Genomic DNA, 24,613 nt, shown 5'->3' with positions numbered 1-24,613 from the left:
TGTGCGACCGTAGCGGTGCTCGCGTTGGTCTGCGGCGCGAGCACCGCCGCAGCCGAGGGCCAGGGCCAGACGCCGCCTCCCACCGTCGAGGGGAGCATCGGCCTCAAGTTGCTCGACGCGCCCCGGGACCGTGAGGCCGACCCGCGCGCACTCACGTACGTCGTGGACCACCTCGCGCCCGGCAGCGTCATCCACCGTCGGCTGCTGGTGACGAACACCTCCGACGTCGCCCAGCACGTCGATCTCTACGCGGGCTCCGCCGCCGTCACCAGCGGCACCTTCACCGTCGATGCCGATCGCACCCCGAACGAGCTCACGACCTGGGTCTCGGTGGACGACTGTGTCTCGGACGCGGATGTGTCCAGCAAGACGACGGACTGCGGCACATCGGGCACTCGGCCGTCCACGCCGCCGTCCACGCCGCCGTCCACCGCAGTGCGCGACGTCCCGGCACACGGCACGGCCGTGGTCCGCATCAGCGTCCGGGTGCCGTCGAACGCGTCCGCCGGCGAACGGTACGCCGTCCTCTGGGCGCAGGTCGCGGGCCATGCCGGCCCGGCCGGGAACGTCCGCCTGGTCAACCGCGTGGGAGTGCGGTTCTACCTCGACGTCGGTCCCGGAGGCGAGCCGCCGTCCGACTTCCGGATCGAGGGGCTGACTCCCGGGCGCGCGCCCGACGGCACACCGAAGTTGGTGGCCAAGGTCCACAACACCGGCAAGCGTGCCCTCGACCTGACCGGATCGATGTCGATGACCGACGGGCCGGGATCCCTCAGCGCCGGTCCCTACGCGGTGAACCTCGGCACCACCCTCGGCATCGACCAGACCGAGCCTGTGACCGTCCCCCTGGACAGGCAGCTTCCCAACGGACCGTGGAAGGTCCACCTCACACTGGCCAGCGGTCTGGTCCAACACACCGCCACGGCCACCATCACCTTTCCCGGCGGCTCCCAAGCCGAGGCGTCGGTCACACCGGACACGGCGGACTCCCTCGCGATGACGCCGGGCATGGCCGCGGCCGTGTCGGCCGTCTGCCTCCTGGCCGCCTGCGGCTGGATGGTTCGCCGCAGGCGGGCGAGCTGAACCCGACAGGCCCGAATGGGTTCATCGGACGGGGAGGGCGATATCAGGCGACGGAGTGGGTCACGGTGCCGGTGTAGGTGCCGACTGCCGCGGCGGCGGGGACCGTGATCACCACCGTGGGGGCCCAGCTCGTGGAGTTGTTCCCGTTGCCGGTGGTGGTGAAGCCGGTTCTCGAACTGCTGAGCGACTGTTTTGCCGAGGCGTCGCTCTGGCCCGGCGTAGCCGTCACGGTTCCGTTCGTGTTCGTCGCGGGTCCGGACCAGTACGAGACGTTCGTGGTGGTGATCGTCTCGGCGGACGAGGCTCCGCCAGTGGTGAAGTTCGTGGCGGACACCGTCGCCGTCCACGTGCTGGTGGCCAGTCCCCGCCCGTCCGAGACGGTCACCGAGCCGAGGGCACCGCTGATGGTGCCACCGGGCGCGGCGCCGCCCAGGCCCGCCGTGGCCGGCACGCTGATCGACAGTGTGCCCGTAGTCGGGATGACGCTGATCTGGGAGCTGTTGCTGCCACTGGTCTCGACGGTGTCCACGACCGCGCGGGTGAAGCTGGCCTTGCCTCCGGATGTGGCCGTCAGCTTCCCCGCGGCTGTGTAGATCGCACCGCCGGCGGTGATCCACGTGCCGTTTCCCGTGACCAGGGCCCCCGCGGTGTTGTTGCGGTCGGCGATGATCGAAAGACCGGTGAAGGCCCCCGTGGTCGGTGCGCTGAGCGTGGTCTTGCCTCCGCTCTGGCTGGTGAAGGACGCACCACTGGTGGCCGCCGCGCAGGCGGTCGGGTAGGAGGGGCAGGCGAGGTAGATCGTCACCCCCGTGCCGATCAGCTTGCCGCCGGAAATCGTCATGCCGTTGGTGCCGGTGATGACGTACGTGCCGGGATTGAGGGTGAGCGTGCCGGACAGGGACGAGATGCTGGTGTACACGCCCGGGCTGATCGTCTGGTTCCCCGAGATGTGGTTGACCGAGGGATACGGCGGGGTCGGTGTCGAAGGACAGGCCGATGCGGCCGGGCACTGGGCCAAGGCGGCGTAGGGGTCGGTGCCGGCGGGCTGGTTGACCGGGGCCGGGCTGTACGAGCCGCCGCTCGCGGTGGCGAAGCCGGCCGGGGCCGCCGGGCCGCCGATGGTACCCCCGTTCGCGATGACCGAGGTGGTACCACTGACGAGCGCGGCCTGACTGTTCGTCGAGTTGACCAGGATTCTGCCGGTGACCTGGACGCTGCCGGGGTGGACGTACAGGGCGTCCGCGGCACTCGCGTTGAGGACGCACAGACTCGCCGCACACGCGGTCGCGGCCCGGGCGGCATCGGACGGACCGGTCACGACCCAGGCCAGCGCGGACGCGAGGACAAGGACCATGGCACAGACCGCGCGTGACGGACGGCACCGTCCACGCGTACGACTGTGTTCGCTCGCGACCGGACGGCCGAACCTCAGGACCCGGGGCACGCCAGGACGGCACACCGGCGCGCCGTCCGACCCCTGGCCGTCGTCCACACGTCGGTCAGCGCCCACCCGAACAATGCCTGAGCGTCCAGCGGCGAGTCCCCCATCACGTCCACCGTCCTCAGCATGGCTCTAATACGTACCAAATGCCCCATTCTGGACGTAGGTTCCTGCACGAAGTGATGCCGGTTCAGCGTGTCTGGCTTCTGCATCACTTGGAGTCGCACGCGCCTGCCTCGAACTCGGCATCCAGGACCGCTGGATCCTCCGCCGTCACCCCACCATCAACCTGACTTCGCGTACTCATGGCAGATCGCCCCGCTGCCTGTAGTACCAGGAATGTCCCAGCCGTCTGCCCTGGTCGAAGTGGTTCGCGGTGAGGCCGGGACAAGGCCGGCAGCCGCCTGCCGCGATCTGCTACCGGCCGGGCGCGGCCTGCCCGACGACAGCCAGCAGGCGGGCGTGGACAGCGCGGGCGGCCTCGCGGGTGACCGGATCCTATCCGCGCCCACCACGACGCTGCCGGGATGCACTTGGACCCCGACGCTCCGGCCGCCCTGGAGAAGGCCGCCAACGAGGCGGAGAAGGCGCGGCAAAGGGGGGAGGCCCGGAAGAACAAGACGTGCAGGACACCTCAGACGACCCGGAACGGGAAGAACGGCGACGAATCCGGCGTCGGCGCAAGCTCCGGCTGAAGGCCTCCCTGCTCGGACGTTCCAGGGGCGGACAGACCAGCAAGATCCATGCCTCCGGCGACCGGAAGTGCCGCCCGCTGGTGTTCGTCCTGACCGAGGGGCAGGCCGCCGACAGCCCGCAGTTCATCCCCGTGCTCAGAAGATGCGGGTGCGGGACCGGTCGGCCGGCCCCGCACCCGACCCAACGCGGTCGCCGTGGACAACTGGGGTCGGGGCGGTGGGCGGTGGGCGCGCAGTCCGAGCGGGGCCGCCCTGGATCGGGGAGCGGCAGTCCGGGCAGGAGCTCCACCAGGCTGTGCCGGGCGGCAGGTCGGCCGGGGTGAGCGGGTGCGGGTGCGGGCCGGGTGTGGCGCGCGTCATCGGGGCCTCCGGGAAGAGGGAGGCCCGGCCCGCCGACTGTGGGCGGGCCGGCCCTGGACGGCGGATCGGTCAGGCCGTGGGCTCAACCCGGTGACGAGGCCGACTCCGTCACCGTCTCCAACGAGAACGGCCTCAACTTCGAGAACGGCGTCATCACCATCCGCGCCGACGAGCGCGTCGCCCTCCAGGTCCCCCGCCTCGAGTCCTTCGTTGTTGGCACCTGGGCGTAGTCGTCAGGCCGGGTCCGGGGCTGCTGCACTCCACGGCACGAAGCCACGATCGGTCGGTCGTGGTTCCATGCCGAAACATACATATCGCCGAGGCCCGCCTGGGCACCAAGGTGGCCATCACGACCACGATCGGTGGGTCGTGGTTCCCTGCCGATAAGTTCATAAGCGCCCCGCCGTTCCGGGGCTGCTGCACTCCGCGGCACGAAGCCACGATCGGTCGGTCGTGGTTCCATGCCGAAACGTTCATAAGCGTGAGGGGTTGTTGATCCGCAGCGGATCAACAACCCCTCGCAGTTCCTGCAGCGTTCAGTCCACGAGCCGAAGCGCTCGCGTCTGCCCGTGGGCTGTCGGCGTCAGTCGGAAGAACTTGACCTGGGCTCGCCCGCCGGACTGCTCCAGCCATCCCGCATCAACGAGCTGCTGCCGGATGCGAGAGAACATGGTCGGCGCCCATCCCAGAATGCCCGCCAGGTCCTTTGCGGACTGCTCGATCACCCCGTTCCGGCCGACGAGCTCCGGATCGTTGTAGAGCACGACCATCAGGCGCTGATTCGCGGTCAGATTGTGGGTTCGCCTCAGCAGCTCCCCGAACGACATGCTCCTGCTCCCATGCAGCGCAACCGTCTGAGTGCTCATCGGTCCTCCCACCACTCTCGAATTCTCGGGGCCAACCCAGGAATGTCTGGGGGGTTGAAGCGCTTCACCGCTTCACGCTGATCGTAGCCCGGACCGTGGAACGCAATGTAGGGCGTAATCCGGTACAACTTCGAGTTCCCGAACGTACCCACCGCGACCAAGATCCGGTGTTTGAGGAGCTTGCGGCTGATCCGGCCGATGGCATCCGCCGTCATGCCGACTTCCTTGCCGATGTCCGCCCCCGTCATCACCACGGGCTCCATGCCCTCTGGCGACGTTCCGATCCACCAGAGGACCATGAACTTCTCGCCCGGGGTGAACTTGTTGCTGCGGCAGATGGCGCGGACGCGTTCCTTGTCGACGTTCGCGTGTCCGGAGTAGAACGCGAACGGAGCAAAGGGGAGAAGTTCCCCGTTCTCGTCTGCTGGCGCGCGTCGACGCCGTGCGGCGGCAGCCACGTGGTCCCCTCCTTCCTCGGGCATAGGTCTTGGACCCTGCCACGGTCGGCCGCAGCGGATCAGATGGCCTAAAAGTACATGACCGAAACGTCACTGAGCCAACTTCAGGGGGCGCTCACGACCTCGTGTCGCGCCTCCCTCCAAGGGCATCCGCAGATGTACTTTTCGGCACTGAACCACGATCGTACGATCGTGGTAGCCAGACCTCTTGATCTGGTCACCACGAGGTTGTGGTCACTTCACCACGGTCCTATGGACAGCCTTGGCAGCCCCTCGATCTGGGTAGCAGATCTGGCGATCGTGGTTTCGGAAGGTATTTCCGCAGGTCAGCGCCCTAATGCGCTCTTCTGCCTCTTCTGCAACTGAACGACGCCAGCGACGTGAGCACCTCTCAGGGTGCTTGGCCATCCGACTGCAGGCCGCTGCGTGCTAACCGCACCAGGAGCCCGGGGGCAACCCGCCGTTGCATACCGCTGCTCGGCCGCGAACGGCCTCCCAGCTCCCGGGTCACCTGAGCGATGTGCTGGTCAGCTTCCCCCTCGGGCGGCGCGCATTCAGTGGCTCGTCTCTACAGCAACCACTGAGCAGCCACTCGGGACCGTTTTGGGTAGGCGGGAGCCCAGTCAGTTGATTCACCACTGACTGGAGCAACCACTTGGGCCAGGGGCAAGGGAGCACCGCCCGGAAGCCGGATGACATCGCCGCCAAGGCGGTGTCATCCGGCTGAGGACGGAGCGGACTGCGGCAGCGTAAGGGGTCTGGGGACCCGAGGTCCCCAGCGGGGGTCCGGGGGCTGGCCCCCGGGAGGGGGACTTGCGCTCCCTCAGTGACCACCGCTCAAGACGCGCGGACGGGCATGTGCTCGAGAGGAGGAGACGGGAGGCACCGCCGGGAGCGAGCAGCACGCCGGCACAGCCAACTCCCAGCAGGAAGTGAGAGATGGGCCTTTGCACAGAGGGCGGCGCCCGCATCACGAAAGCCGGGTTCCCGGCCTCCCCGGTCCAGGACCGGCTGATGCCCGTTACCGAGCGGATCACGCGACCCGCCGATACGCCACCCCCCGCCACGTCAAGGAGTGGTTCGCCGCCCGGCTCCAGCCCGCCAGCGCCGACCGCGTCGGACCGGCCGGCATCCGCCGCATCAGCGCCGACGCTGACCCGGACTCCCTGGCGATCCGCATGCTCCCCAAGCTCGGCCTGACCGCCAAGCACCAGGGCACCAAGATCGGCCGCGCCGAGATCAAGGGCGCCGTCACCGATCCTCATGCCTTTACCGGCGCCCTCGCCACCGGCGTCGGCCGCTCCCGCTCCTACAGCGCGGGACTGCTGCTGGTACGGCTGACGGCGGATGCGTAGGAGGGCGGCTGCCGGGCTGCGCGGTCGGCTCGCGGCCCGCTGCTGTGGTGCTTCCCGCCTGAGCGGGGATCAACCCGGGATGGGGTTGGGGAAGGCCTACGGGGGCGGATTCCGCGGCAGCGGGGGTAGCCGGGCGCCGACGGGCTGACCAGCGCGAACGGTAGCGACAGGTCCCGCATTGCACAGCGGGACCTGTCGGATTTCGCTCCGTGCCAACGCGTCAGGGGATGAAGTGCGCGCCGAGCAAGCCGCGACCGGTATCTGCCGCGGCGTGCCATACCGGGGTTACGCCGTCGAGTAGGGCGTCGATGTCCTCTTGATCGCCCCCCCGCCATGGGGCGCGCAGGCGCGCAACGGCCCCGTCTGCGTCGCGGTGCCGTTGTGCGACCAGGGCCGGCTTGCCCCGGTTGGGGAGGCCCGGACGGCGTGTGGCATGGGATGGCGTCAGTGGCCGGACATCTCGGAGTCGCGGCAGGCTCTTGGTGAGTCCGGCCCCGTCACCGAACGCGTGGGCGGGGCCGGCTCGCCGCCGGGTGGGTCGACAACCGCTAGAGCAGCCAGCCGAGGAAGGCCACGATGTTACCGAGCAGAGTGAGGAGCATGAGTCTCGTTCCTTTCAATTCCGTCGGAGCATGGTTACCGGCCGTATGAGTTCAGCGCCGGGGTGCGGCTACGGTCTGCAGCCCGTCGCACGCACTCCGTAGCTACCCAAGCCAAACGTGAGGTCACCCGAAAGATGGATGATTCACCCTATTGGGCCAACCTGATGTGACCCGCCTCGCCATGGGCGCTGCTCGGTTCGGCCCGCCCGATCCGTTGCCCAGGGGGCAGCAACGTGGGCGGGGAGGAAGGAGGGCGCAGCGATCGTGGGGTCCCGCGTGGGCAGTGGATCGGCGGTAGGTTGATGTGAGGGCGTGCGCGGTGGGCCTGGCATGTGAACCGTGGTCGCTGCCGGACCGAAATCGGGAACGGTGCAGCCGGGACAGTGCTCGATCCGAAGCAACGGCCGGACGCCGCCCGCATCCGGTGGCGTGCCGACCCGGAACAGTGCGGCGCCCCTCCTGGCCGAGAAGGGGAGTGCCAGCGCGCGTCAATCACTCGCGGTCGGGCTGCCGGTGAGGGTGGGGACGCCGGCGATTTCCGGATCGGTCGCGGCTGCTTCCTGCCGATCATCGCCATGCGCGCGGCGGTGATCCTGAAAGAGAATCTTCGGGTTCCCGCACGGACGGGCGGAGAATGCAGGCGCTGTGTTGTTCATGTGCTACCGAGCCCGGTGCGAGGGTTTCTGCCGACGGTCCTCCTGGGACTCCTGTCGGGCGACGAGCAGCTGGCGCACCATCTGCTGCAAGGACACCACAGCCGTCACCGGCGGAAGGCCCGCGACGACGGCCTCGGGCATCGTGCAGGGTGTGTTGATGATGCACAGGAGGCTGGCGATGCCCGCGAATACCAGGATGACCGTCCAGGAATTCGCCATCCTGCGCCCTCCCAGCGCGGCACGCAGAACGGAGAGGGAGGCGACCATCCACGGTCCGTAGACGACGACCGGCCAGTACTGGGACAGACCCCGCGGCAGCTGCGAAAGGGCCACGTCCCGCAGCGGATGGTAGGAGATCATCCAACCGAGGATGCAGACCGCAGTGACGATCGTCAGCGTCAGGAATCCGATGACGGATCCGAGGATGTCGGGCCGGCGGCGTGTTGGGCGGGCGCGACGCTCCCGGCGGGCGGCGATCAACTGGGGGTGGAACCCCATGGCCGGCAGGCCGGCCTCCTCCTCGACCGCTTCCGCGTTCGAAGAATGCGGAAGCATCCCCGGATCGGCCCAGCCGTTGACAACCGGATCGGCCCAGCCGTTGACGACCGGATAGGACAGGTCGGCGGACAGCTGCCCGGCGGACGGCCAGAGGGAGCGGTTGTGTATGACCCCGTCGTCGGGGCTGAATCCAGGCGTGTAGTAGGGGCTGAAATCGATGTCCGTCGACTCGTACAAAGCAGTCCTCCTGTTTGCGTCATCGTGGATCGCGGCCGGCGCTCTCAATCAGCCCGTTTATTCCTCTGATCGTTGCAGCCGCGTCGAGAACTCGAACTCGAGTCGGCGCAGGATGCGAAAGAGTTCGGCCAGCTGGCGCGAGCAATGCGTCAGCACCACGCGTTCGCCGTTCTTCACGAGATAACCGATTTCCAGGTCGCCCGCGGGATTCGTCCGGTCCGGAACGAATAGCCAGTTGTCACCGGCACTGCAGATCCGGTCCCGCTCCAGCGGCAAAGGAGGAGGCGGCTTGACTGCTGTTGGACTCATGCCCCGACAACGATGGGCTAATCGCCGGGAAATGTACGGCATCCGGGTGTCCTGAAATATGCTCAGGCTGCCGGCGCTCGGAGCTTTTACCCAGGCCGCCGAGCTCCTTGCCGAGCGTGCGGCGTTCTTGCTGCTGGCCTCGGATGGGGACGGTCGAAGCGAGCGTGACCCCGTCCGCTCGCTCGGCTTCCCCTCTTTCACGGCGGGACGGCCTCGAATGGTGCCGGATGCTTTGCAATTCTCCCCAGCGGGGCGCGCCTTCGATTCGGTCATCCGATTAACAGACGCTCGGATTGCGTGCGTGAAATGGCCGGTTGCACGTTTCCCGTATCGGGTGACTGGTGACAGGACCGCTGGATGCCGCATCATGGCCGTCGGCGTCCTGCCGTCGCCGTCACGCGGAACGCTCCGGGCGGACGATCGAACCCCACTGCCAGGCGTTCGAGCTGTCCGTTCTTGCCGACTCGAACGAACCACTGCCTGTGGCCGGGCCCAGTGGGCCCCTGCGATGAGTCGTATACGAGAGGTATTCACACTCTGTGATGGGAGGAGTACTCTTGGTCGAGACTTGGTTCAGTCGTGGATCAGCCGTCCGGACTCCGGTGAGTCCGGACGGCTGTGGGGGTGCAGTCGGTTCGACATCGCTGTTCCAGATCACCCCTCGGGCGCCTGGACTCGAAACCGCGTCAGGCAGAAGCGACCACTCGTGATCGCTTCTCCTCGTTCGTTCGACCCTCTTCAATCACCGTGCCCCCCTGCGGGGAGGTTTTGACGTGACCTAGCAGCATGGAGACGGCTTGGTCCGCACCACCGGACCTTCACCGTCTGTGCACCAATCACATGCCTCGGTGTCTGAACGCCCTGTATCCGTCGTCGCCGACCACATGCCTGAGTCGACGACGGAATTTCACCGCTGCCTCGGCCCGTCCGCACACTCGGGATCAGGCGAGAACCTGTGTCCTGACGGGCTGTTGCCTTCTCACACGTCCGTAAGTAGGCACTGCCATTTTGCATCACCGAATCAGAATCTGCCAGCCGCTCCCCGCCCATGTCGTGATCCGCCGTTCCGTCCTTCCCTGGGGAGGACGCGGGCATCTGAATGAGCGAAACCTCAAAGGACCTCCCCAAACGGGCTCTCGAGCGCGAGTGACCACCGCTCGAATGGAGCCGGCCGGGGAAAGGGTCGCCTCGGTGCCTTCGGGACGGCTGGCGTATCGCCCGTCGACCGATCCGGGCGTCGACGGGCGGCCGGGCGGGCCGGGCAGCGAAGCGGGCGGGCGTCGGGCTTTCGGCGGTGCTCCGTGAGCCCGCCGTACTCGGGCGCTGCGTGCACGGAGCGGGCCCAGGGCCCCGGGCCTGCCCGCGGGCAGGCCCGGGGCCCTGGGCGGGCCGGCCTGCCCGCCACCCGGTTCCCGGCGGTGTGGCTCAGTGACAGGGACTTGACCGGCGACCTGATCCGGGTCGTGACGCTGGTGCAGGACTACGGCTGGAAGTCGGGATTCTGCTTCGCTGCCGACGAGACCATCGGGCGGCAGCTCGGGCTGTCACGGGGCGGTGTCAACCGTCTGATCGCCAGAGCGAAGGCCAAGGACCTGGTTCGAGCGACTCGGAATCCTGCCACCGGAACCATGAACCGACGCGTCCGTCCGCCTGCCGACGACGAGCTGACCGTGTGCGTCGGCTCGTACGCCCGGGCGTCTCTGGCCGGTACCCGGTTCAAGGTCTATGCCCTGCTCACCCTGCGGCAGCACTTCCCCGAACCGACTCCCCTCGCGCGGATCGCGCGCGAGTGCGGGATGAAGGAGGCAACGGCCCGTGAAGCGGTGGCCGAACTCCTGGCCCAGGGGTGGGTGAGCCGACGAGTCGGCGAGAGGAGGGCGTACAGATACGTCGTCCATCCCGTGCCCTTGCGCGTACCGAACGGGCAGCCGGAGTCCCTCCCGAGCGGGCCCGTCCCCGCGCCGCGGTCCGCGGGCGGGCCCGCGGGCGACGGTGTTGGGGTCCTCGACACCGGACCGGATTCCCGTCACGGCGACTCGCTCGACCCGTGCCGGGAGGCCGCCGGTTCGGTGACAGCCGATCCCCCCGTTTCGGTGACACTGGCCACCCCCGATTCGGTGGCAGAAACACGATCCTCCCAACATGACCTGCTGAACACGCCTGCGGTCGTGGGCGGTTGTCCGTCCCGCGAACCGGCAACCGTGCGCACCCGCGCGCGAGGCCACGCGGCGGGAACCGATGGGGACGCAGCAGGCCCGGCAGGGCGCGACAGACGGCAGACCGACCGGAAGACGATCCGGTCGGTGACCGACGAGCAGAAGCGATGGGGCCGGCAAGCCGCGTCGTCGGCCCTGAGCCGCCTGCCGAGGCAACTGGCGGACCGGCTGACCGAGCGACAGCTCGACCTCCTCGCTCAGCACATCGTCGCAACATTCGCCGACTACGGCACATCCCCCGACGTCCACGGTGCGGTGGTCCTCGAAGCCCTTGAGTCGGCGTGGGAGTTCGCGCGCCGCAGGGAGCCGGTCGGCGCCGTGCCGTGGTCCTCGGTGGTCTCCCCGCTGCCCTGGCTGATCAAGGTCGTCGACCGGGCGAGCGAGACGGTCACCGGGAGCGGGCCGGTCCGGAGCCCCGAGTGCGCGCTCTGCCGCGGGCCCCTGGTCGCCCGTGACGCCGACGATCCGGAAACCTGCCGTTCCTGCGGTCCCGCCGCCGCCGCTGCCGCCTGTCGCAGGCTTCGGGAACAGTGGGAGCCGGTCGGCCACGCGCCGCACGCGCCACCCGCGACAGACCCGCTCACGATGCCGGTCGCGCCCGGTGCGAGCGGACCCGCCGACCGGTCGGCGGCAGGGGGTGACGAGTCGGAAGGAACAATCCTTCGCCGGCGGCTTGCTGCTCGCCGGCTCGAGCGGGAGCGGACCTGTGCCCGGGGTGGCGAGGCTCTGCCGACGGCCCGCCCCGCCGACGCCGCTCGGCACCGGCGGGGCGCCACCGGGGCCTCCGGTCAGGAGGCCGCCGGTCGGGGAAGCCCCGGCCAGGTGCCCGGACACGGGACCGGGCCCCGTGACGCGCCCCCGGAAGCCGTAGCGGCGTCCGATCCCGCTCCGCGGCGGGACGGCCGACCCGATGCGGGGAAGACCGGCACGGCCGCGCAGCGCGGCCGGGGCCTGCGAGACGCCACCGCGGAACCTCCCGCCGGGTCCACCTCTCCGATGGTCTGCCGGTTGCCCGCCGGCGCCAGAGGCCGACGCGGGTGCGGGGACAGCCCGACGGGATCCTCACCCCGGGTCCGGCTCCTGCCATTCCGATCGAGCCCGCGGTCAGGGTGCCGTGATCGCCGCCGTCGGATCCCGGCCGGTTCCCGCACGCGGTATTCCGCGATCAACGGGCAGTCGCCTCCGGATATGGTGTCCAATTTCCCGAGCGGACGGACCGGGATATGAAAATTTCCTGCGGAAGGGCTTCCGGTCCGGTCGCACAAGCGGTTTGTACTTCCGGCGCGCTCGACCGTACGGGTGAATCGACCGGTCGGGGGATTGCGGCTATTTCGGCCCGATGAGTAACTGGGTGCATCCGAACCGGGTGGGTCACCCATCCTCTCCGGGGGTAAGCAGCTGCGGTGTCTGCCAGCGCTTCCGGCTTGCGCCTAATCGCTGAAGTGGCGCGTTGCCGTACCCCGGTCGAGGAAATTGGATCCGCGGGCCGGTGCGACTCTCATCGCACCGGCCCGCGTCGGCTCGCAGGGTCGTCTCCGCAAGAGCCGGCAGAAGCACTCCTTCCGGACGTGCACGGGCCTTTGGGATCACACCGTCGATCAGAGGCCCTACGGCGAGATCGTTCTCGGGGATGCGCCTGCGGCGCAGCTCCTCGCGGTGACGGTGCTGGTGGAGGCCGCCCCTCGTCGACAGTGCCTCCGACGTCGGTGCGACGTCGGAGGCAGACCGGCGCACGGCCGGGGCGGGCTTCGCCTCGTGACGTCGCCCGTGCGTCGGCGCGCCGGTCCTCCGGCCGAGGTTGGCCGGTCCGGCAGCGCATCCCCACCAGGACGTTTTCCCCGGCCGCGACGCGCACAGGCGGAACGGCTGATTTCGGCCAGGTCGGTGCGGAATTCCGTGAGCGAGTCGCCGGCCGCCCTTGTGCGCCCGGAGGGAAGTTTGTCCCAAAAGGCTCCACTGATTGCCGGGACCAATGGACCGCCGCCATTCGCCGTCAAATCCGGACTCGAGTGGACGAAGCAAGCCGTTTCATTCCGCCGGATCATCGACGGTGTGAACTATTCCTACCTTCACACTAGGCGCTGTATTGCATAAATGCGCCCCCTTTTCTTGCGACGGATAGCTCCCCGCGAATAATCTATTCCTGATTTACTTCCACTCGGCCGGCTGCGCGCCGAAGGGAATGATCCCCGGGCGCCGAGCGTGGACCGGGACGCGAAAGCCACGAGCAGTCGCACCGGCAGCCGCATTCGGCCCGTGAGCCGAGAAGCGGTCCCGCCGTTCACCGAGGAGGAGATTCCACTGACCACCGCAGAGATCGATGGACGGCTGGCAGGAGCTCTCGCCGAAGATGTCCTTCGACACTTGGTCAGAGGCCGTCCGCTGTCCTTCAGGCTGCCGTCCCTGGTCCGCGCGGTACCGATCTCCCGGCGGCTGGCAGGGCTGTGGCTGGACGTCGAGGGCGTTCGGGCCGGCCATACCCGGGACGCCGTCCTGCTGGTGATCTCCGAACTGGTCACCAATGCCCTCGAGCACTCCAACAGCGCGCACATCACCGCCTGGTTGCGCCGGACCGCGGACCAGCTCCTGGTGGAGGTCCGTGACCAGGGAAAGACCTCCGCGGTGCCGCAGCTGCACCGAGCCACGCCGGACGAGGACCACGGCAGGGGTCTGGCGCTCGTCGCGGACTACTCGCAGGACTGGGGGGTGCGGCTCAGTACGGACGGCAGCTGCTCGGTGTGGGCCGCCGTCCCGCTGTCCGGTCGGAGCGCCGCGGCGTGCTGACCGTTGCGGGACGGTCGCGATCCAGCCGGGCCGGGCGGCGCATCGAGCGTCAGCCCCGGTCTTCCACTGCGCACATCGTGAGGAGAACCCATGTCCAGCTCAGGCATCGAGAGCCGTGAGATCGTCAACAGCGTCATCAACTCGGTGGCCCGGCTCGACCGCGACGGCCTGCGTCGCCTCGATTCCGAAGGGCTCAGCGCGCAGTTCAACGCGCGTCTGGAGCTCGAGGACTACTTCCACGCGCTCTGGGAGCACTTGAAGGAGTGCGGCGAGCGCCCGGCCATCCGCACGGAATACCAGCCGCTCGCCGCTGTCCTCGACCTGCTCGCGAGCTTGAGTGAGAACGTCATGTTCGCGGACGGCGTCACGCAGCAGGACCTGTTCCGCCAGCCCCAGCAGTGACAGACCCCTCCGGAGGCAGGTGCCCGGGGTGTCGGCGGGAGGATGCCGGCGTCCGTGGCCGGTCGACCGGCCACGGGGCAAGGGCGCGGGGGCGGGCTTCCGGGCTCGGAACGCCGGGGCCCGGGCGGCAGCGCGGTTCAAGGGTGCGAAGCCCCGGGAGACGAGCAGGACGCCGATGCCTCGGCGGGCCGCGCACCGCGTCTGGCCGGCCAGGGAGTGGGCGCTGGACGCCATCGCGCCGCACGTCGAGCAGATCATCGGCACGGTCGGGGCTCAGGCGATCGCCGACTTCGGCATCGACTGCGCCCAGTTGCACTGGGACATGACCTCGGTCTCCCTGTACGGGGATGACGAGGCGCAGGTGGAGGGGTATCCGCAGGCCAGGCACGGGCGCCCGGATCTCAAGCAGATCCAGGCCGGGCTGGCGGTCACCGGCGACGGTGGCATCCCGGTGTTCCACCGCGCCTGCAGCGGCGGGACGGCGGAGGTCGCCCAGGTGGTCGGCGCGATGACCGCTCTGCGGAAGTTGTCTGCGCAACGCGACCTGCTGATGGTCGGCGACTCCGAACTGATCTCCTACCCGAACGTGACCGCCCTGCTGGCCGCCGGCGTCCGGTTCGCGTCGAGCGCCGGTACGGCGACTTCAAGGGCCCCCTCGCTGCGGCCCCCAGGTTCCTGCAGGACAACCGCCGCCGGCATCCAGGCCGAGCTGCTCGCGTTACTCGGCATCGACGAAACCCGCCCACGCCGGCTGGAGACCTGAAACCCCACCTGCGAAGTCCGGGTTTCACCGGGGACTCCTCACGCCCGCACGGTGCCGTGAGGCCGTGCGGCGAGGTGGGGACGGCGCCCACCTCGCCGGTCGCCGGCGGGCCTTCGCGGACCATGCGGGCAACGGCGGTCTCCGAAGGGCGGGCCGAATTCGGCGGCCGCCTCGAAGGCCGAGGCCTTGTCGACCGGCGCCGGCGCCGGTCGTGCCGCGCCTGTGAAGGGGACGGCTCCACGACGCGGCCCGACCGCCGGGGCCCCCGCACCCGAGCAGGTCGACAACGGGTACCCGTACGCCGCGAGACCTCACACCTCGGAGTACTCGACGATCTCCAGGGCCTCCGTCAACTCGGCCGTCACGGCGTCCTCGCTGTCCAGTGCAGCAGCGGAGTCGCCGACCGAGTTGGACACCGCCGCGCGGACGCTGTCGGTCGCCGCAGCGATGATGTCCGCGCGGACTTGGGCGTGCTGGCAGGAGCAGTCGTGCCGCGCTCCGGCCAGGATGACGAGGGTGTGGAGGTTGTGGGCGCCGGCGCCGGCGGTGTCACCGGCGATGTCGGCGTCGATGGCCGCCGCGTTGCTGTCGAGCGCGGCCGCGAGATCGGCGGCACACGCCGACACCTGGGGCACGGGGGCTTCCGCGGCCTGGGCCGCGGGGGCGATGGCGAGGGCAGCGCCGGTTGCGATGGCGACGGCGACGACGCCGGCGGCGAGACGAGAACGGGTCATCCGAATCCCCTCCGAAAATAAGCGTTTCATGCCGGCGGGGCGCCGGCATGAACGGAACGTATTGCACCGCCGAGCGCGGATGGCAGGGCGTGTGGACGGGCAGGGTGGTGCGAAGAATTGATGTTCCGGCAATCCAAGGCGAATTCAGTAGTCTTCATACAAAAGTTGCGCTACTCCATCCGGGTTACTATCGGGAAGGTCGGCGTCCGGGGCCCGGAAGGGCGGGATGGGGAATTCGGTTAGCAATTCCCGACGTTTTACCTGCCGCCGGTCTGTGAAATTACCCGGCTCCGGTCGGCCGCGCGCAGGACGGGGGCCGCGACCGCACGCATCCTCGGGCGCGGCCTGCCGGACCCTGCACCGGACGTGATCACGTCCGGTGCAGGGTCCGGCAGGCCGAAGGCCGTCGTACGCGCTATCTCGTCCGGTCCGGGTGCCTCGCCGAGCCGGTGTGGCTTCGCCGGTACGGCGTCGGGTCGTGCTGCCGATGCGCGGCGAGGTGGATCACGGCTTCGGAACGGACGTGCTCCTCCTCCTCGGTGGGCTCCTTCCGGATCCGGTCGAGAACGCCCGTCCACCGCCAGGACCGGCGCGCCGACGAACCGCCGGCCTGTCGACCGGGCTCTAATCCGTCCTCCTGGCGGGTGTCCTGTCGGAGCGCGTCGGCCGCCGCGAGCGCTTCGGCGGACGGCGGACTGTACATCCTGCTGGTGCAGGCCGGCCTCGGCACCGGGAGCGGGCGCTCGAGACCGATCCCGTGCCGGTGGCCGATGACCGACAGGCTGGCACCGTCGGGCGCCAGTGAATGCTGGGCGATCACCCGTCCACGAGGGGTCGCGATCGCCAGGAGGGGGTCACCGAGCCTTCGGCGCACTTCCACGGTGTGGCCGTGCAGATGCCGCGGAACCGCGTAGAGATTGCCCCGGTACGACACCATGCTGTTGGCCGAGACCGTGCGGGTCACGCTGATCCTGGCGGGGTACGGGTCGTGGGGGAGGTCGAGCAGGACCGGCGTGGGCGGCACGGTGCTTCCGTCGTGGCCGCCCCGTGCCAAGGCCTGGCGGGTGTGCATGAGCCTGGCCAGCTTGTCGAGGCTCTCCTGCGCCTCCAGCGGGCCGGTGTCCGCACCGCCGGTCCGCCACCACAGGGCGAGCGCTTGCCCGATCGCCTCGTCGTCGGCGTCCTGCCGCGCCGGACCGAGATCCGAGACGACACCGTAGTGCTTCGCGACCCTGCCCAGCGCCGTGGTCAACTTTCCGCCTCCCGGACAGTGGATCGGCTGCGCCCGGTCGAAGCGCCAGCGCCAGCCGGTCCCGCCGAACTGGCGCAGGATCCGGTCGACGGAGCCGACCAGGTGGCCGAAATCGATCTGCTCCGCGAGCGCCGCGCTCCAGCGCTGGGAGCGGGTCAGGCGTCCCACCAGGACGCAGGCGTGGGTGCTGCCCCAGTCCGCAGGGGGGTCGCAGAAGACGAACCAGCGGAAGTGCACTTCCTCCGCGTCGTCCTGCCGAGCGGGGCGGGTGCGGGGCGGACGCTGGCACAGCGGGCACCTGGGACGCAGCTGATGGGTCCGCAGGGCGCGGGTGAAGGTCGAGTAGCCGCCGTTGTAGCCGAGATCGACGAGTTCGGCGAACAGCGCCGACGCCTCGAAGTGGGCATCGTCCTGCAGCCGCTGGCGGCAGTAGGGGATGAACCGCTCGAACTCGCCCCAGCCGGAGCTGCGGACCCCGACCGTGCGCTTCCCGCTCAGATAGGAGCTCACCGTCTTGCGGTCGCGGCCGAGGAGACGGGCGATTGCGGCGATGGACAATCCTCGGGATCGCAGGGCACAGATGTTGATGTATTCCTCTCCGGTCAGCAATTTTGCTCCTGTAAGGATCCGATACGGATTACGGCTCCCTCGTGGGACCCATTGGAAGCCAGGAAATATACACGAAATCCCGAGGTGGGAGCAGAAAGGATTTTTCAAGACGTCGCCGATTGCTGTGTAATTTGAGTGAGCGAATCGCGCTGCAATCAATTGGCAAAGGTCTCGCGCATGTCGTGTCAAGCTGCACGCGAAGGTCAGCCAAAGAGTGGCCGGATCTCGACTGTCGGATGCTTGACAATTTTCGCAAGCACGCGAGGATGGTTGACTGGAATAGACCTCTGCGGGCGCGACGGCGCTCGCGGTCCTCCCCGGAATTCCGGGCCGCGCACGCATCCGGCCGCCCGTCGCGCCACTGCCCGGCGTGCGGTGGCGCGCACGGCAGCGATCCCGGACGGTCGCACGGCCGGCACCGCCGCTCGGAGAAAGGGTCAGTGGCATATGCGGATGTGCGCGCGCACCCGCGCGCCCCCCGTCCGCTACCGTGCCCGGACGTCGGCCGGGCCGGGCGTCAATGGCAGTTGACACGTCGTGGGCCTGCGCGCCGCACACCGGAAGCGCACGCGGCCGCCAGAGGACCGACCCACGGACGGCCCCGCCGGTGCGGCCGGGAAGGTCCGCGCGTCCGACGCGGCCGGGCGTTCGCGCCGGGCGGGCCGTGCTCCCAGCCGCAACGTGCCGCCAATCGGGTGATGTGACGTCAAGTGCCTTGCCTGCTTGTCACCTCAATGGGTTACTGGAAGCTCCAATCCGGTGGGTCGCCCATCCTCTCCGGGGGAGTGGGGCGTCGGCTGCCGTACGGCCGGTCACTACCGTGGCGCCATGGGCTCCCCTGGCAGGGGCGTGAACGATCCGCCCGCCACCGCGACCGGCGACATCCATCCAGGACGGTCTCGTCCTCACGCCCGGAAAGCGGCCCGGCCACACCCGTGGACCGGCCCACCGGCGCCCGGTTCACCGCCTCGGCCGTCCGTTGCGTCCCCGCCGGGGCCTGGTCCGACCCACACCGTGCGTAACCTGCGATCCTCCTGGGCCCGCCGTCGCGGCCTTCACCCACCTCGTTCAAGGAGGCAGTCGTGCCCATCTCCCCCAACCAGGGATCGACCGGCGGCGGAACCATCGTCACCATCACCGGCGTCAACCTCGCCGGGGCCACGGCCGTGCACTTCGGCTCCAAGCTGGCCACCATCACCGCCAACACCCCCACCTCGGTCACCGTCATCGCGCCGTCGGGCAGCGGGACGGCCCAGGTGACCGTGACCACCCCGGGCGGCACCAGCAACCCGCTCAGCTTCTACTACGTCGGCGCGCCGTTCAAGGCCGCGCTCAGCGACACCTCCGGGCCGCTGGCCGGCGGCAACACCGTCACCATCACCGGCACGGGGTTGTCGACCGCCACCGCCGTGAACTTCGGGGCCAACACCGCGACGCCGACCGTCGTCAGCGACGGCCTCATCAGCGTCACCGTGCCCGCGGGCACGGCCGCCGGATCGGTCGGGGTGAGCGTGACCACTGCGGGCGGAACCAACAACGGCTTCACCTACACCTACGTGGACGCGCCCACCGTGGCCACTGTCGTTCCCGGCGTGGGCCCGACCTCCGGCGGCACCCCGGTGACCATCACCGGCACCTCCCTGAGCAGCACCCAGTCGGTCACCTTCGGCGGCACGCCGGCCCCGTTCGTCGTCGTCAGCGACACCGTCGTCACCGCCGTCACGCCGCCCGGCACCGCCGGGGCCGTCGACGTCACGGTCACCAGCGCGGGCGGCAGCGCGACCGCCGTGGGCGCGTTCACGTACGTCGCCGGCCCGGGCATCTGATCCGGAAGTCAGGCCACTGGCCACCGGACCGCACGGCCGACGAGGCCGTCTGCCCGGGCGGGACCGTCATCGGCCGCGCCCGGGCAGCCTCGTCCCGTCGTACCCGCCGCCCGGTTCCCCGCCGGCCCCGGGGGAACGGAGCCGGCCGCCCGATCGCGCAAGGGCCGGCGGCCGTGGGCGCCGCGATCGGGCGGAGGCCGAGTACCGAGTCCACGGCCGCCGCGCAGGACGGAGCCACCCGCGTCGAGGCCGCGGCGGGACCTTACCCGGCGCGCTGAAGAGCCGTGGAGTGAAGAGCGCCGCCGCACACCCCGCCACGCTCCGCATTGGACGTGTGACGACCGCTGACGGCCGAGGACCGGCCGCCGCTCGCTCCCGCACCGCCGCGCAAGCCCCGGGTCGACAAGGGGACGAAACGGTCCGCAGGACCGGACGTCCCGGGGGGTGCTTCGAGCACCCGGGGTGCTTGAAGTGCTGTCAGGAGGTGCTTCAAGCACCCCAACCCTGTCCTCTAACTCGGTCCACTCCTCTTCTGGTCCGTCCGCAGCGCAGCCGGTCGGCCGAGCAGTCCGTGCTGGGCAGCATGCTGCTCTGCCCGGATGCCATCCCGGTCTACCTGAACAGCTTGGAGATGACGCATACGCAGGTGATCCAGCGCATGGGTCGCTGCCGAAGCCCCTGTCCCCCTGCACGGCAGCCGCGACCGCACGCTGGACGAGGAGCAGGAGGCACGGCGGCTGCGGGCCATCGCCCTGGCCGGCGTCCCTCCGCTGACCGTCGACACGAGCGAGGAGGTCAGCATCCCCCGGCTGCGTTCCCTGCTTGCGCCGCGTGCAGTCCCAGGGACGGCGCCCGGCCGTCCTCCTGGTCGACTACCTGCAGTTGACGACCCCCGAGACCGGCCGGGCCACCAGTCGCACGACCGAAGTGGACGAACTCGCCCGCGGCCTCAAGATACTCGCGAAGGCCTTCAATATTCCGGTGGTCGTGGCCGCTCAACTCAACCGGTGCGTCGAGCAGCGCGCGGACAAGAAACCCGCCATGGCCGACCTGCGGGAATCCGGTGGCATCGAGGCCAATGCCAACGCAATCATCCTGCTCCACCGGGAGGACGCCTACGCGAAGGATTCTCCGCGCGCCGGCGAGGGGGACCTGATCGTGGCCAAGAACCGCATGGGCGGCACATTCACGGCGACGGTCGCGTTCCAGGGCCACTACTCGCGTTTCGTCGACATCACCCGCAACGTCACATGACGTCCCCGGGTCCCGGCTTTTGCGGCCGGATCCCACGGCGGACGGCCGACCCGGGGTCACTGGCAGGACTTCGCAGGTCAGCGACTTGGCCGGTGCCGGGCGTGCCGGGGATGACACGGCTGTGAGGCCGGTCGACCCGGCCCGCTGCGACAACCTCCAAGCGTCCTCGCGCAGGTCCCGCCCGGACCGATTCCGCGGCGCAACCCCGGGTCGGGAAGTCGCGATCCCGCCGGGTGGGGAATCAGCGTGAAAATTCCCCGAAGGGTGTCCGTTTTCGCTGATCGGCGTCGGGTCGCGCGCTACGGAATCGGCCGTTTCCCGGATTTCGGGAGACGGCCGGGCGCTGCGCCAAGCGGGTGAAAGAAGGTCGGAAGACTTGTCACCGATTTCACGCCTCTGGGTTACTTTTCCGTATCCAACCGGCGGGCCGCCCATCCCTCCCGGGGGAAGCGCGCAGTCGGCGCCCGCTGTTGCTTCAGGCGGCGGGGTGACGTACGGCTCGCGATGGGCACCCCCGTGGAGGACGTGGATCCATCTGCCGGCACCGTCTCAGCGGTGCCGGCGGATGCGGCGGCTTACATACGCCAGGAGGCGTCATGCAAGCGATCCAAAGGCTCCGAGGCGTGCTGGCCCGTGCGGCGGACAGGTGGTCTGCCGGCCCCCCTCCCCCGGACCGCCGACGGACGACTTCAGCGCTGTGGTGCTGGGGTCATCTGCTGGGGTGGTACGTGCCGACGGTGCTGGTGGGCCGTCAACCTGCGGGTGGACCGTCGAGGACGGAGCGCGCGACCGCGGCCGACGACGGCCACGCCTTCGAACGGAACTCCTCCGTGATGCGCTCGGCCGAGTCCGTCCGCGGCAAGCACCGGCGGCGCCGGGGGCGGATCGGCCGAGGACGGCGTCTTGGCCGTCCCGGGGAGGCTTCCGGCAACGGCGACCGGGCGGATGGCGGCGAGCTCCTTCACTGGGACGAGCCGGTCTGTTCCGCCTGACCCGCCCAGCGACGCACCCCTGACGAGCCCCGGTCGATGTTCCCTCCGTCGACCGGGGCTCCCCGCCTCGGCGCCCGTCGTCGCGCATCCCCGGGCGAACAACCGACTCTCTGAAGCCGTTTGCGCACGCACGACATCCGTCAACTCGGAGACTGCACAACCCTATGGAGGTATGTCATGGTTGATCACAACATACCGGTGATCGGTTCGGTCACTCCGGCGTCGGGGGCGGCGGGGTCGGTGGTGACGCTGACGGGCAGCGGGTTCGAGGGGGTGACGGCGGTGCGGTTCGGTGCCGTCAACGCCTCGTCGTTCACGGTGCTGTCGGACACCCAGATCACCGCGACGGTTCCGGCGGGGTCGGGCACGGTACAGGTGACCGTGGTGGCGTGGTGGTGGGGGGCGACCAGCAACGGTGTGGCGTTCACGTACGCGGTCGCTGCTCCGGTGATCGGTTCGGTCAGTCCGGCGTCGGGGGCGGCGGGGTCGGTGGTGACGCTGACGGGCAGCGGGTTCACGGGGGCGACGGCGGTGCGGTTCGGTGCCGTCAACGCCTCGTCGTTCACGGTGGTGTCGGCGACGCAGATCACCGCGACGGTTCCGGCGGGGTCGGGCACGGTGCAGGTGACGGTGACCGCCCCCGGCGGCACCAGCAACGGTGTGGCGTTCACGTACGCGGTCGCTGCTCCGGTGATCGGTTCGGTCAGTCCGGCGTCGGGGGCGGCGGGGTCGGTGGTGACGCTGACGGGCAGCGGGTTCACGGGGGCGACGGCGGTGCGGTTCGGTGCCGTCAACGCCTCGTCGTTCACGGTGGTGTCGGCGACGCAGATCACCGCGACCGTGCCGGCGGGGTCGGGCACGGTGCAGGTGACCGTGACGACGCCCGGCGGCACCAGCAACGGTGTGGCGTTCACCTACCTTCCCGTTCCCCAGCTGGTGAGCGTGGTTCCCGGGGCGGGGCCGACCTCGGGCGGGAACACGGTCACGCTGACGGGCAGCGGGCTGGGCGCTGCCACCGCGGTCGCCTTCGGGTCCGCGCCGGCCGCCTTCACCGCCGTGTCGGACAGCAGCCTGGTCGCCACGGCGCCCGCGGGCTCGGGCACGGTGCAGGTGACCGTGACCACCCCCGGCGGCACCAGCAACGGCCTCGCCTACACCTACACCGCCGTACCGGTGGTGGCCACGATCGTCCCGGCCCAGGGGCCGACTTCGGGCGGGAACACGGTCACGCTGACGGGGAGCGGGTTCACGGGGGCGACGGCGGTGCGGTTCGGTGCCGTCAACGCCTCGTCGTTCACGGTGGTGTCGGCGACGCAGATCACCGCGACCGTGCCGACCGGGGGGCCGGGGCCGTCCGGCGTCACCGTCACCACGGCCGGCGGAACCAGCCTCCCCGTGCCCTACTTCTACCTGAGCAACCCCCAGCTCACCGCTGTGGTCCCCGGCGAAGGCCCCGTCAGCGGCGGAACCACCGTCACCGTCACCGGAAGCAATCTGCTGGGGGTGACGGCGGTGCGGTTCGGTGCCGTCAACGCCTCGTCGTTCACGGTGGTGTCGGCGACGCAGATCACCGCGACGGTTCCGGCGGGGTCGGGCACGGTGCAGGTGACCGTGACGACGCCCGGCGGCACCAGCAACGGTGTGGCGTTCACCTACCTTCCCGTTCCCCAGCTGGTGAGCGTGGTTCCCGGGGCGGGGCCGACCTCGGGCGGGAACACGGTCACGCTGACGGGCAGCGGGCTGGGCGCTGCCACCGCGGTCGCCTTCGGGTCCGCGCCGGCCGCCTTCACCGCCGTGTCGGACAGCAGCCTGGTCGCCACGGCGCCCGCGGGCTCGGGCACGGTGCAGGTGACCGTGACCACCCCCGGCGGCACCAGCAACGGCCTCGCCTACACCTACACCGCCGCACCGGCGATCTAGTGTGAACATCGCCGATGGCACCGTCCTCGGTGAACTGCACCGCCGCCACCGGGCCATCGAGTTCAAGAAGCTCCTGGCCACGATAGACAAGGCCGTGCCCCGCGAACTCGACGTGCACCTGGTGGGCGACAACTACGCCACCCACAACACCGCCGAGATCAGGACATGGCCGGCCAGGAACCCGCGCTTCCACGTCCACTTCACGCCGACCGGCTCCTCCTGGATCAACCAGGTCGAGCGCGTCCCTCGCGGACTGCCTCACCAAGATCAATCCGCCGGCAGAGCAGAACTTACCCTCGCGATTTGTGGCGCATCACACTAGGGTCGCCGCCACTCTCGGGAGCGGCGCGGGCATCGGAACCCCGCCCATGGCCGAGCGTCCGACAAACAGTGAGCTCCGACAGCGCCTGCTGTCGGAGCTCACTGTTCTCATCCCGCCGGATCATGTCGCGCGCGGACCGGCGGTTCGGCCGCCGTCCTACAGGTAGGTGTAGGAGGCGCCGTTGCTGGTGCCGGCGGGCGTGGTCACCGTGACGGGGACGGTTCCGCTTCCGGCCGGCGAGACGGCCAGGATGGCTCCGTCGCCCAGCGCGGTGAAGTTCGAGGCCGGGGTGGCGCCGAACAGGACCGACGTCGCGCCGGACAGGCCGTGGCCCACGATGAGGACGGGCAGACCGCCCGTGGCCAGGCCGATGGGCGGCACGAGCGCGAGGATGGTCGGCGGGGTCGGCGGCTGGTAGGTGTAGCTGAGGTTGTTGCTGGTGCCGGAGGGCGTGACCACCGTGACCGGGACGGTCCCGGTCCCGGGCGGGGCGACGGCCGAGATGGCGCCGTCGAACTGGACGGTGTAGCTGAGCGCGGGGGTGGCGCCGAACAGGACCGCCGTGGCCCCGGTCAGTCCGGTGCCGACGAGGAGCACGGGGCTACCCCCGGTTGCCGGACCCTGCGAGGGGACGAGTGCGAGGAGAATCGGGGACATAGGATTCCTCTTTTCCGTCTTCCGAACGCCTGACAAGGCCGTTGCGGCCGAGTCGGGGAGGCGTTTTCCTCACGGTAGGTTCGGGCTCCATCGGGTGGCAATAGAGAATTCGATAAGGGCGGGAGCATGAGGCCGGATCGGGGGCGCACAACTTTTTCGACGCCTCACCGAGCGGAGTCGGAAGCGACCGGAGGCTTGCCACTGGGTATTTTATGTGAGCGCTGGCAAGGGTCTTCCTGGACGCCCGTCGAGGAGTTCTCGAGAATTTTGGAGGGAATCACGGTGGGAGCGCCCGCGAACTGGGGAGATCGTATTCGAAAGT

At 69.7% G+C, this 24,613-nt stretch carries 19 protein-coding genes and 2 pseudogenes; 13 read left to right on the top strand and 8 right to left on the bottom strand.

Going from position 1 to position 24,613, the window contains the following annotated elements; translation table 11 throughout:
- The first annotated feature begins 15 nt into the window (after positions 1-15).
- On the top strand, positions 16-1,083 hold the full coding sequence (locus tag ACZ52J_RS38840; RefSeq protein ID WP_465625641.1) for a COG1361 family protein: 1,068 nt from the start codon (positions 16-18) through the stop codon (positions 1,081-1,083).
- Positions 1,084-1,126: 43 nt separating this feature from the next.
- Here the strand turns inward: ACZ52J_RS38840 and ACZ52J_RS38835 are convergent, their stop codons facing one another.
- Positions 1,127-2,437, bottom strand: a complete 1,311-nt coding sequence (locus tag ACZ52J_RS38835) for a hypothetical protein (RefSeq protein ID WP_465625639.1) — start codon at positions 2,435-2,437, stop codon at positions 1,127-1,129.
- Positions 2,438-3,230: 793 nt separating this feature from the next.
- On the opposite strand from ACZ52J_RS38835, the pseudogene ACZ52J_RS38830 reads away from it, so the two are divergent.
- Together ACZ52J_RS38830 and ACZ52J_RS38825 are read left to right on the top strand one after the other, a co-directional pair.
- Positions 3,231-3,332 (top strand): annotated as a pseudogene (locus tag ACZ52J_RS38830) (IS5/IS1182 family transposase); the annotation flags it as partial.
- 285 nt (positions 3,333-3,617) lie between these two features.
- A complete protein-coding gene (locus ACZ52J_RS38825; protein ID WP_465625637.1) occupies positions 3,618-3,809 on the top strand; it encodes a hypothetical protein in 192 nt (63 codons plus the stop codon).
- A 306-nt stretch (positions 3,810-4,115) separates the two neighbouring features.
- On the opposite strand, the gene ACZ52J_RS38820 is transcribed toward ACZ52J_RS38825, so the two are convergent.
- Entirely contained in the window at positions 4,116-4,445 is a 330-nt protein-coding gene (locus tag ACZ52J_RS38820; RefSeq protein ID WP_465625635.1) for a cyclic nucleotide-binding domain-containing protein, read from the bottom strand.
- Complete coding sequence (locus tag ACZ52J_RS38815) at positions 4,442-4,903, bottom strand: MarR family transcriptional regulator (RefSeq protein ID WP_317620883.1); 462 nt, start codon at positions 4,901-4,903, stop codon at positions 4,442-4,444. The genes ACZ52J_RS38820 and ACZ52J_RS38815 overlap by 4 nt, the downstream gene beginning before the upstream one ends.
- A gap of 932 nt (positions 4,904-5,835) precedes the next feature.
- Here ACZ52J_RS38815 and ACZ52J_RS38810 point away from each other — a divergent pair.
- Positions 5,836-6,258, top strand: a complete 423-nt coding sequence (locus ACZ52J_RS38810; RefSeq protein WP_465625633.1) for a type I-E CRISPR-associated protein Cas6/Cse3/CasE — start codon at positions 5,836-5,838, stop codon at positions 6,256-6,258.
- 1,261 nt (positions 6,259-7,519) lie between these two features.
- Here the strand turns inward: ACZ52J_RS38810 and ACZ52J_RS38805 are convergent.
- Positions 7,520-8,251, bottom strand: a complete 732-nt coding sequence (locus ACZ52J_RS38805; protein WP_465625631.1) for a DUF2637 domain-containing protein — start codon at positions 8,249-8,251, stop codon at positions 7,520-7,522.
- Positions 8,252-8,308: 57 nt separating this feature from the next.
- Positions 8,309-8,560, bottom strand: coding sequence for a hypothetical protein (locus tag ACZ52J_RS38800; RefSeq protein WP_465625629.1), 252 nt, complete (start codon positions 8,558-8,560; stop codon positions 8,309-8,311).
- A gap of 1,439 nt (positions 8,561-9,999) precedes the next feature.
- Here ACZ52J_RS38800 and ACZ52J_RS38795 point away from each other — a divergent pair.
- From ACZ52J_RS38795 to ACZ52J_RS38780, 4 genes are all read left to right on the top strand, one after another.
- Positions 10,000-12,003 (top strand): MarR family transcriptional regulator, encoded by a 2,004-nt coding sequence (locus ACZ52J_RS38795; RefSeq protein ID WP_465625627.1) that lies wholly within the window; start codon positions 10,000-10,002, stop codon positions 12,001-12,003.
- 1,137 nt (positions 12,004-13,140) lie between these two features.
- On the top strand, positions 13,141-13,560 hold the full coding sequence (locus ACZ52J_RS38790) for an ATP-binding protein (RefSeq protein WP_465625625.1): 420 nt from the start codon (positions 13,141-13,143) through the stop codon (positions 13,558-13,560).
- 90 nt (positions 13,561-13,650) lie between these two features.
- On the top strand, positions 13,651-13,962 hold the full coding sequence (locus ACZ52J_RS38785) for a hypothetical protein (protein ID WP_360510158.1): 312 nt from the start codon (positions 13,651-13,653) through the stop codon (positions 13,960-13,962).
- Positions 13,963-14,137: 175 nt separating this feature from the next.
- Positions 14,138-14,725 carry a hypothetical protein gene (locus ACZ52J_RS38780; RefSeq protein WP_465625623.1) on the top strand — a complete coding sequence of 196 codons (588 nt, stop codon included), beginning with the start codon at positions 14,138-14,140 and terminating at the stop codon, positions 14,723-14,725.
- A 311-nt stretch (positions 14,726-15,036) separates the two neighbouring features.
- Here the strand turns inward: ACZ52J_RS38780 and ACZ52J_RS38775 are convergent, their stop codons facing one another.
- Both ACZ52J_RS38775 and ACZ52J_RS38770 read right to left on the bottom strand, forming a co-directional pair.
- The gene (locus tag ACZ52J_RS38775; protein ID WP_465625621.1) at positions 15,037-15,459 is read right to left on the bottom strand and encodes a hypothetical protein; all 423 of its coding nucleotides are present in this window, start codon (positions 15,457-15,459) and stop codon (positions 15,037-15,039) included.
- A gap of 415 nt (positions 15,460-15,874) precedes the next feature.
- Complete coding sequence (locus tag ACZ52J_RS38770; RefSeq protein WP_465625619.1) at positions 15,875-17,269, bottom strand: Mu transposase domain-containing protein; 1,395 nt, start codon at positions 17,267-17,269, stop codon at positions 15,875-15,877.
- 1,133 nt (positions 17,270-18,402) lie between these two features.
- Between ACZ52J_RS38770 and ACZ52J_RS38765 the strand changes: the two genes are divergently transcribed.
- From ACZ52J_RS38765 to ACZ52J_RS38745, 5 genes and pseudogenes are all read left to right on the top strand, one after another.
- Positions 18,403-19,146, top strand: a complete 744-nt coding sequence (locus ACZ52J_RS38765; RefSeq protein ID WP_465625617.1) for an IPT/TIG domain-containing protein — start codon at positions 18,403-18,405, stop codon at positions 19,144-19,146.
- Positions 19,147-19,977: 831 nt separating this feature from the next.
- Positions 19,978-20,400, top strand: a complete 423-nt coding sequence (locus ACZ52J_RS38760) for a DnaB-like helicase C-terminal domain-containing protein (protein WP_465625659.1) — start codon at positions 19,978-19,980, stop codon at positions 20,398-20,400.
- A gap of 1,169 nt (positions 20,401-21,569) precedes the next feature.
- Positions 21,570-22,250: pseudogene (locus ACZ52J_RS38755) on the top strand (IPT/TIG domain-containing protein); the annotation flags it as partial.
- Positions 22,251-22,265: 15 nt separating this feature from the next.
- Complete coding sequence (locus tag ACZ52J_RS38750; RefSeq protein ID WP_465625657.1) at positions 22,266-23,312, top strand: IPT/TIG domain-containing protein; 1,047 nt, start codon at positions 22,266-22,268, stop codon at positions 23,310-23,312.
- A 1-nt stretch (position 23,313) separates the two neighbouring features.
- The gene (locus ACZ52J_RS38745) at positions 23,314-23,634 is read left to right on the top strand and encodes a transposase (RefSeq protein ID WP_465625615.1); all 321 of its coding nucleotides are present in this window, start codon (positions 23,314-23,316) and stop codon (positions 23,632-23,634) included.
- Positions 23,635-23,790: 156 nt separating this feature from the next.
- On the opposite strand, the gene ACZ52J_RS38740 is transcribed toward ACZ52J_RS38745, so the two are convergent.
- Positions 23,791-24,291: an IPT/TIG domain-containing protein gene (locus tag ACZ52J_RS38740; RefSeq protein WP_188302620.1), complete on the bottom strand. Its 501-nt coding sequence runs from the start codon at positions 24,289-24,291 to the stop codon at positions 23,791-23,793.
- Positions 24,292-24,613: the final 322 nt, after the last annotated feature.

This window comes from Kitasatospora sp. NPDC034035 (assembly GCF_055575755.1).
Note: the sequence above shows the minus strand (reverse complement) of the source record. Positions and strands in the feature narration are given on the sequence as shown.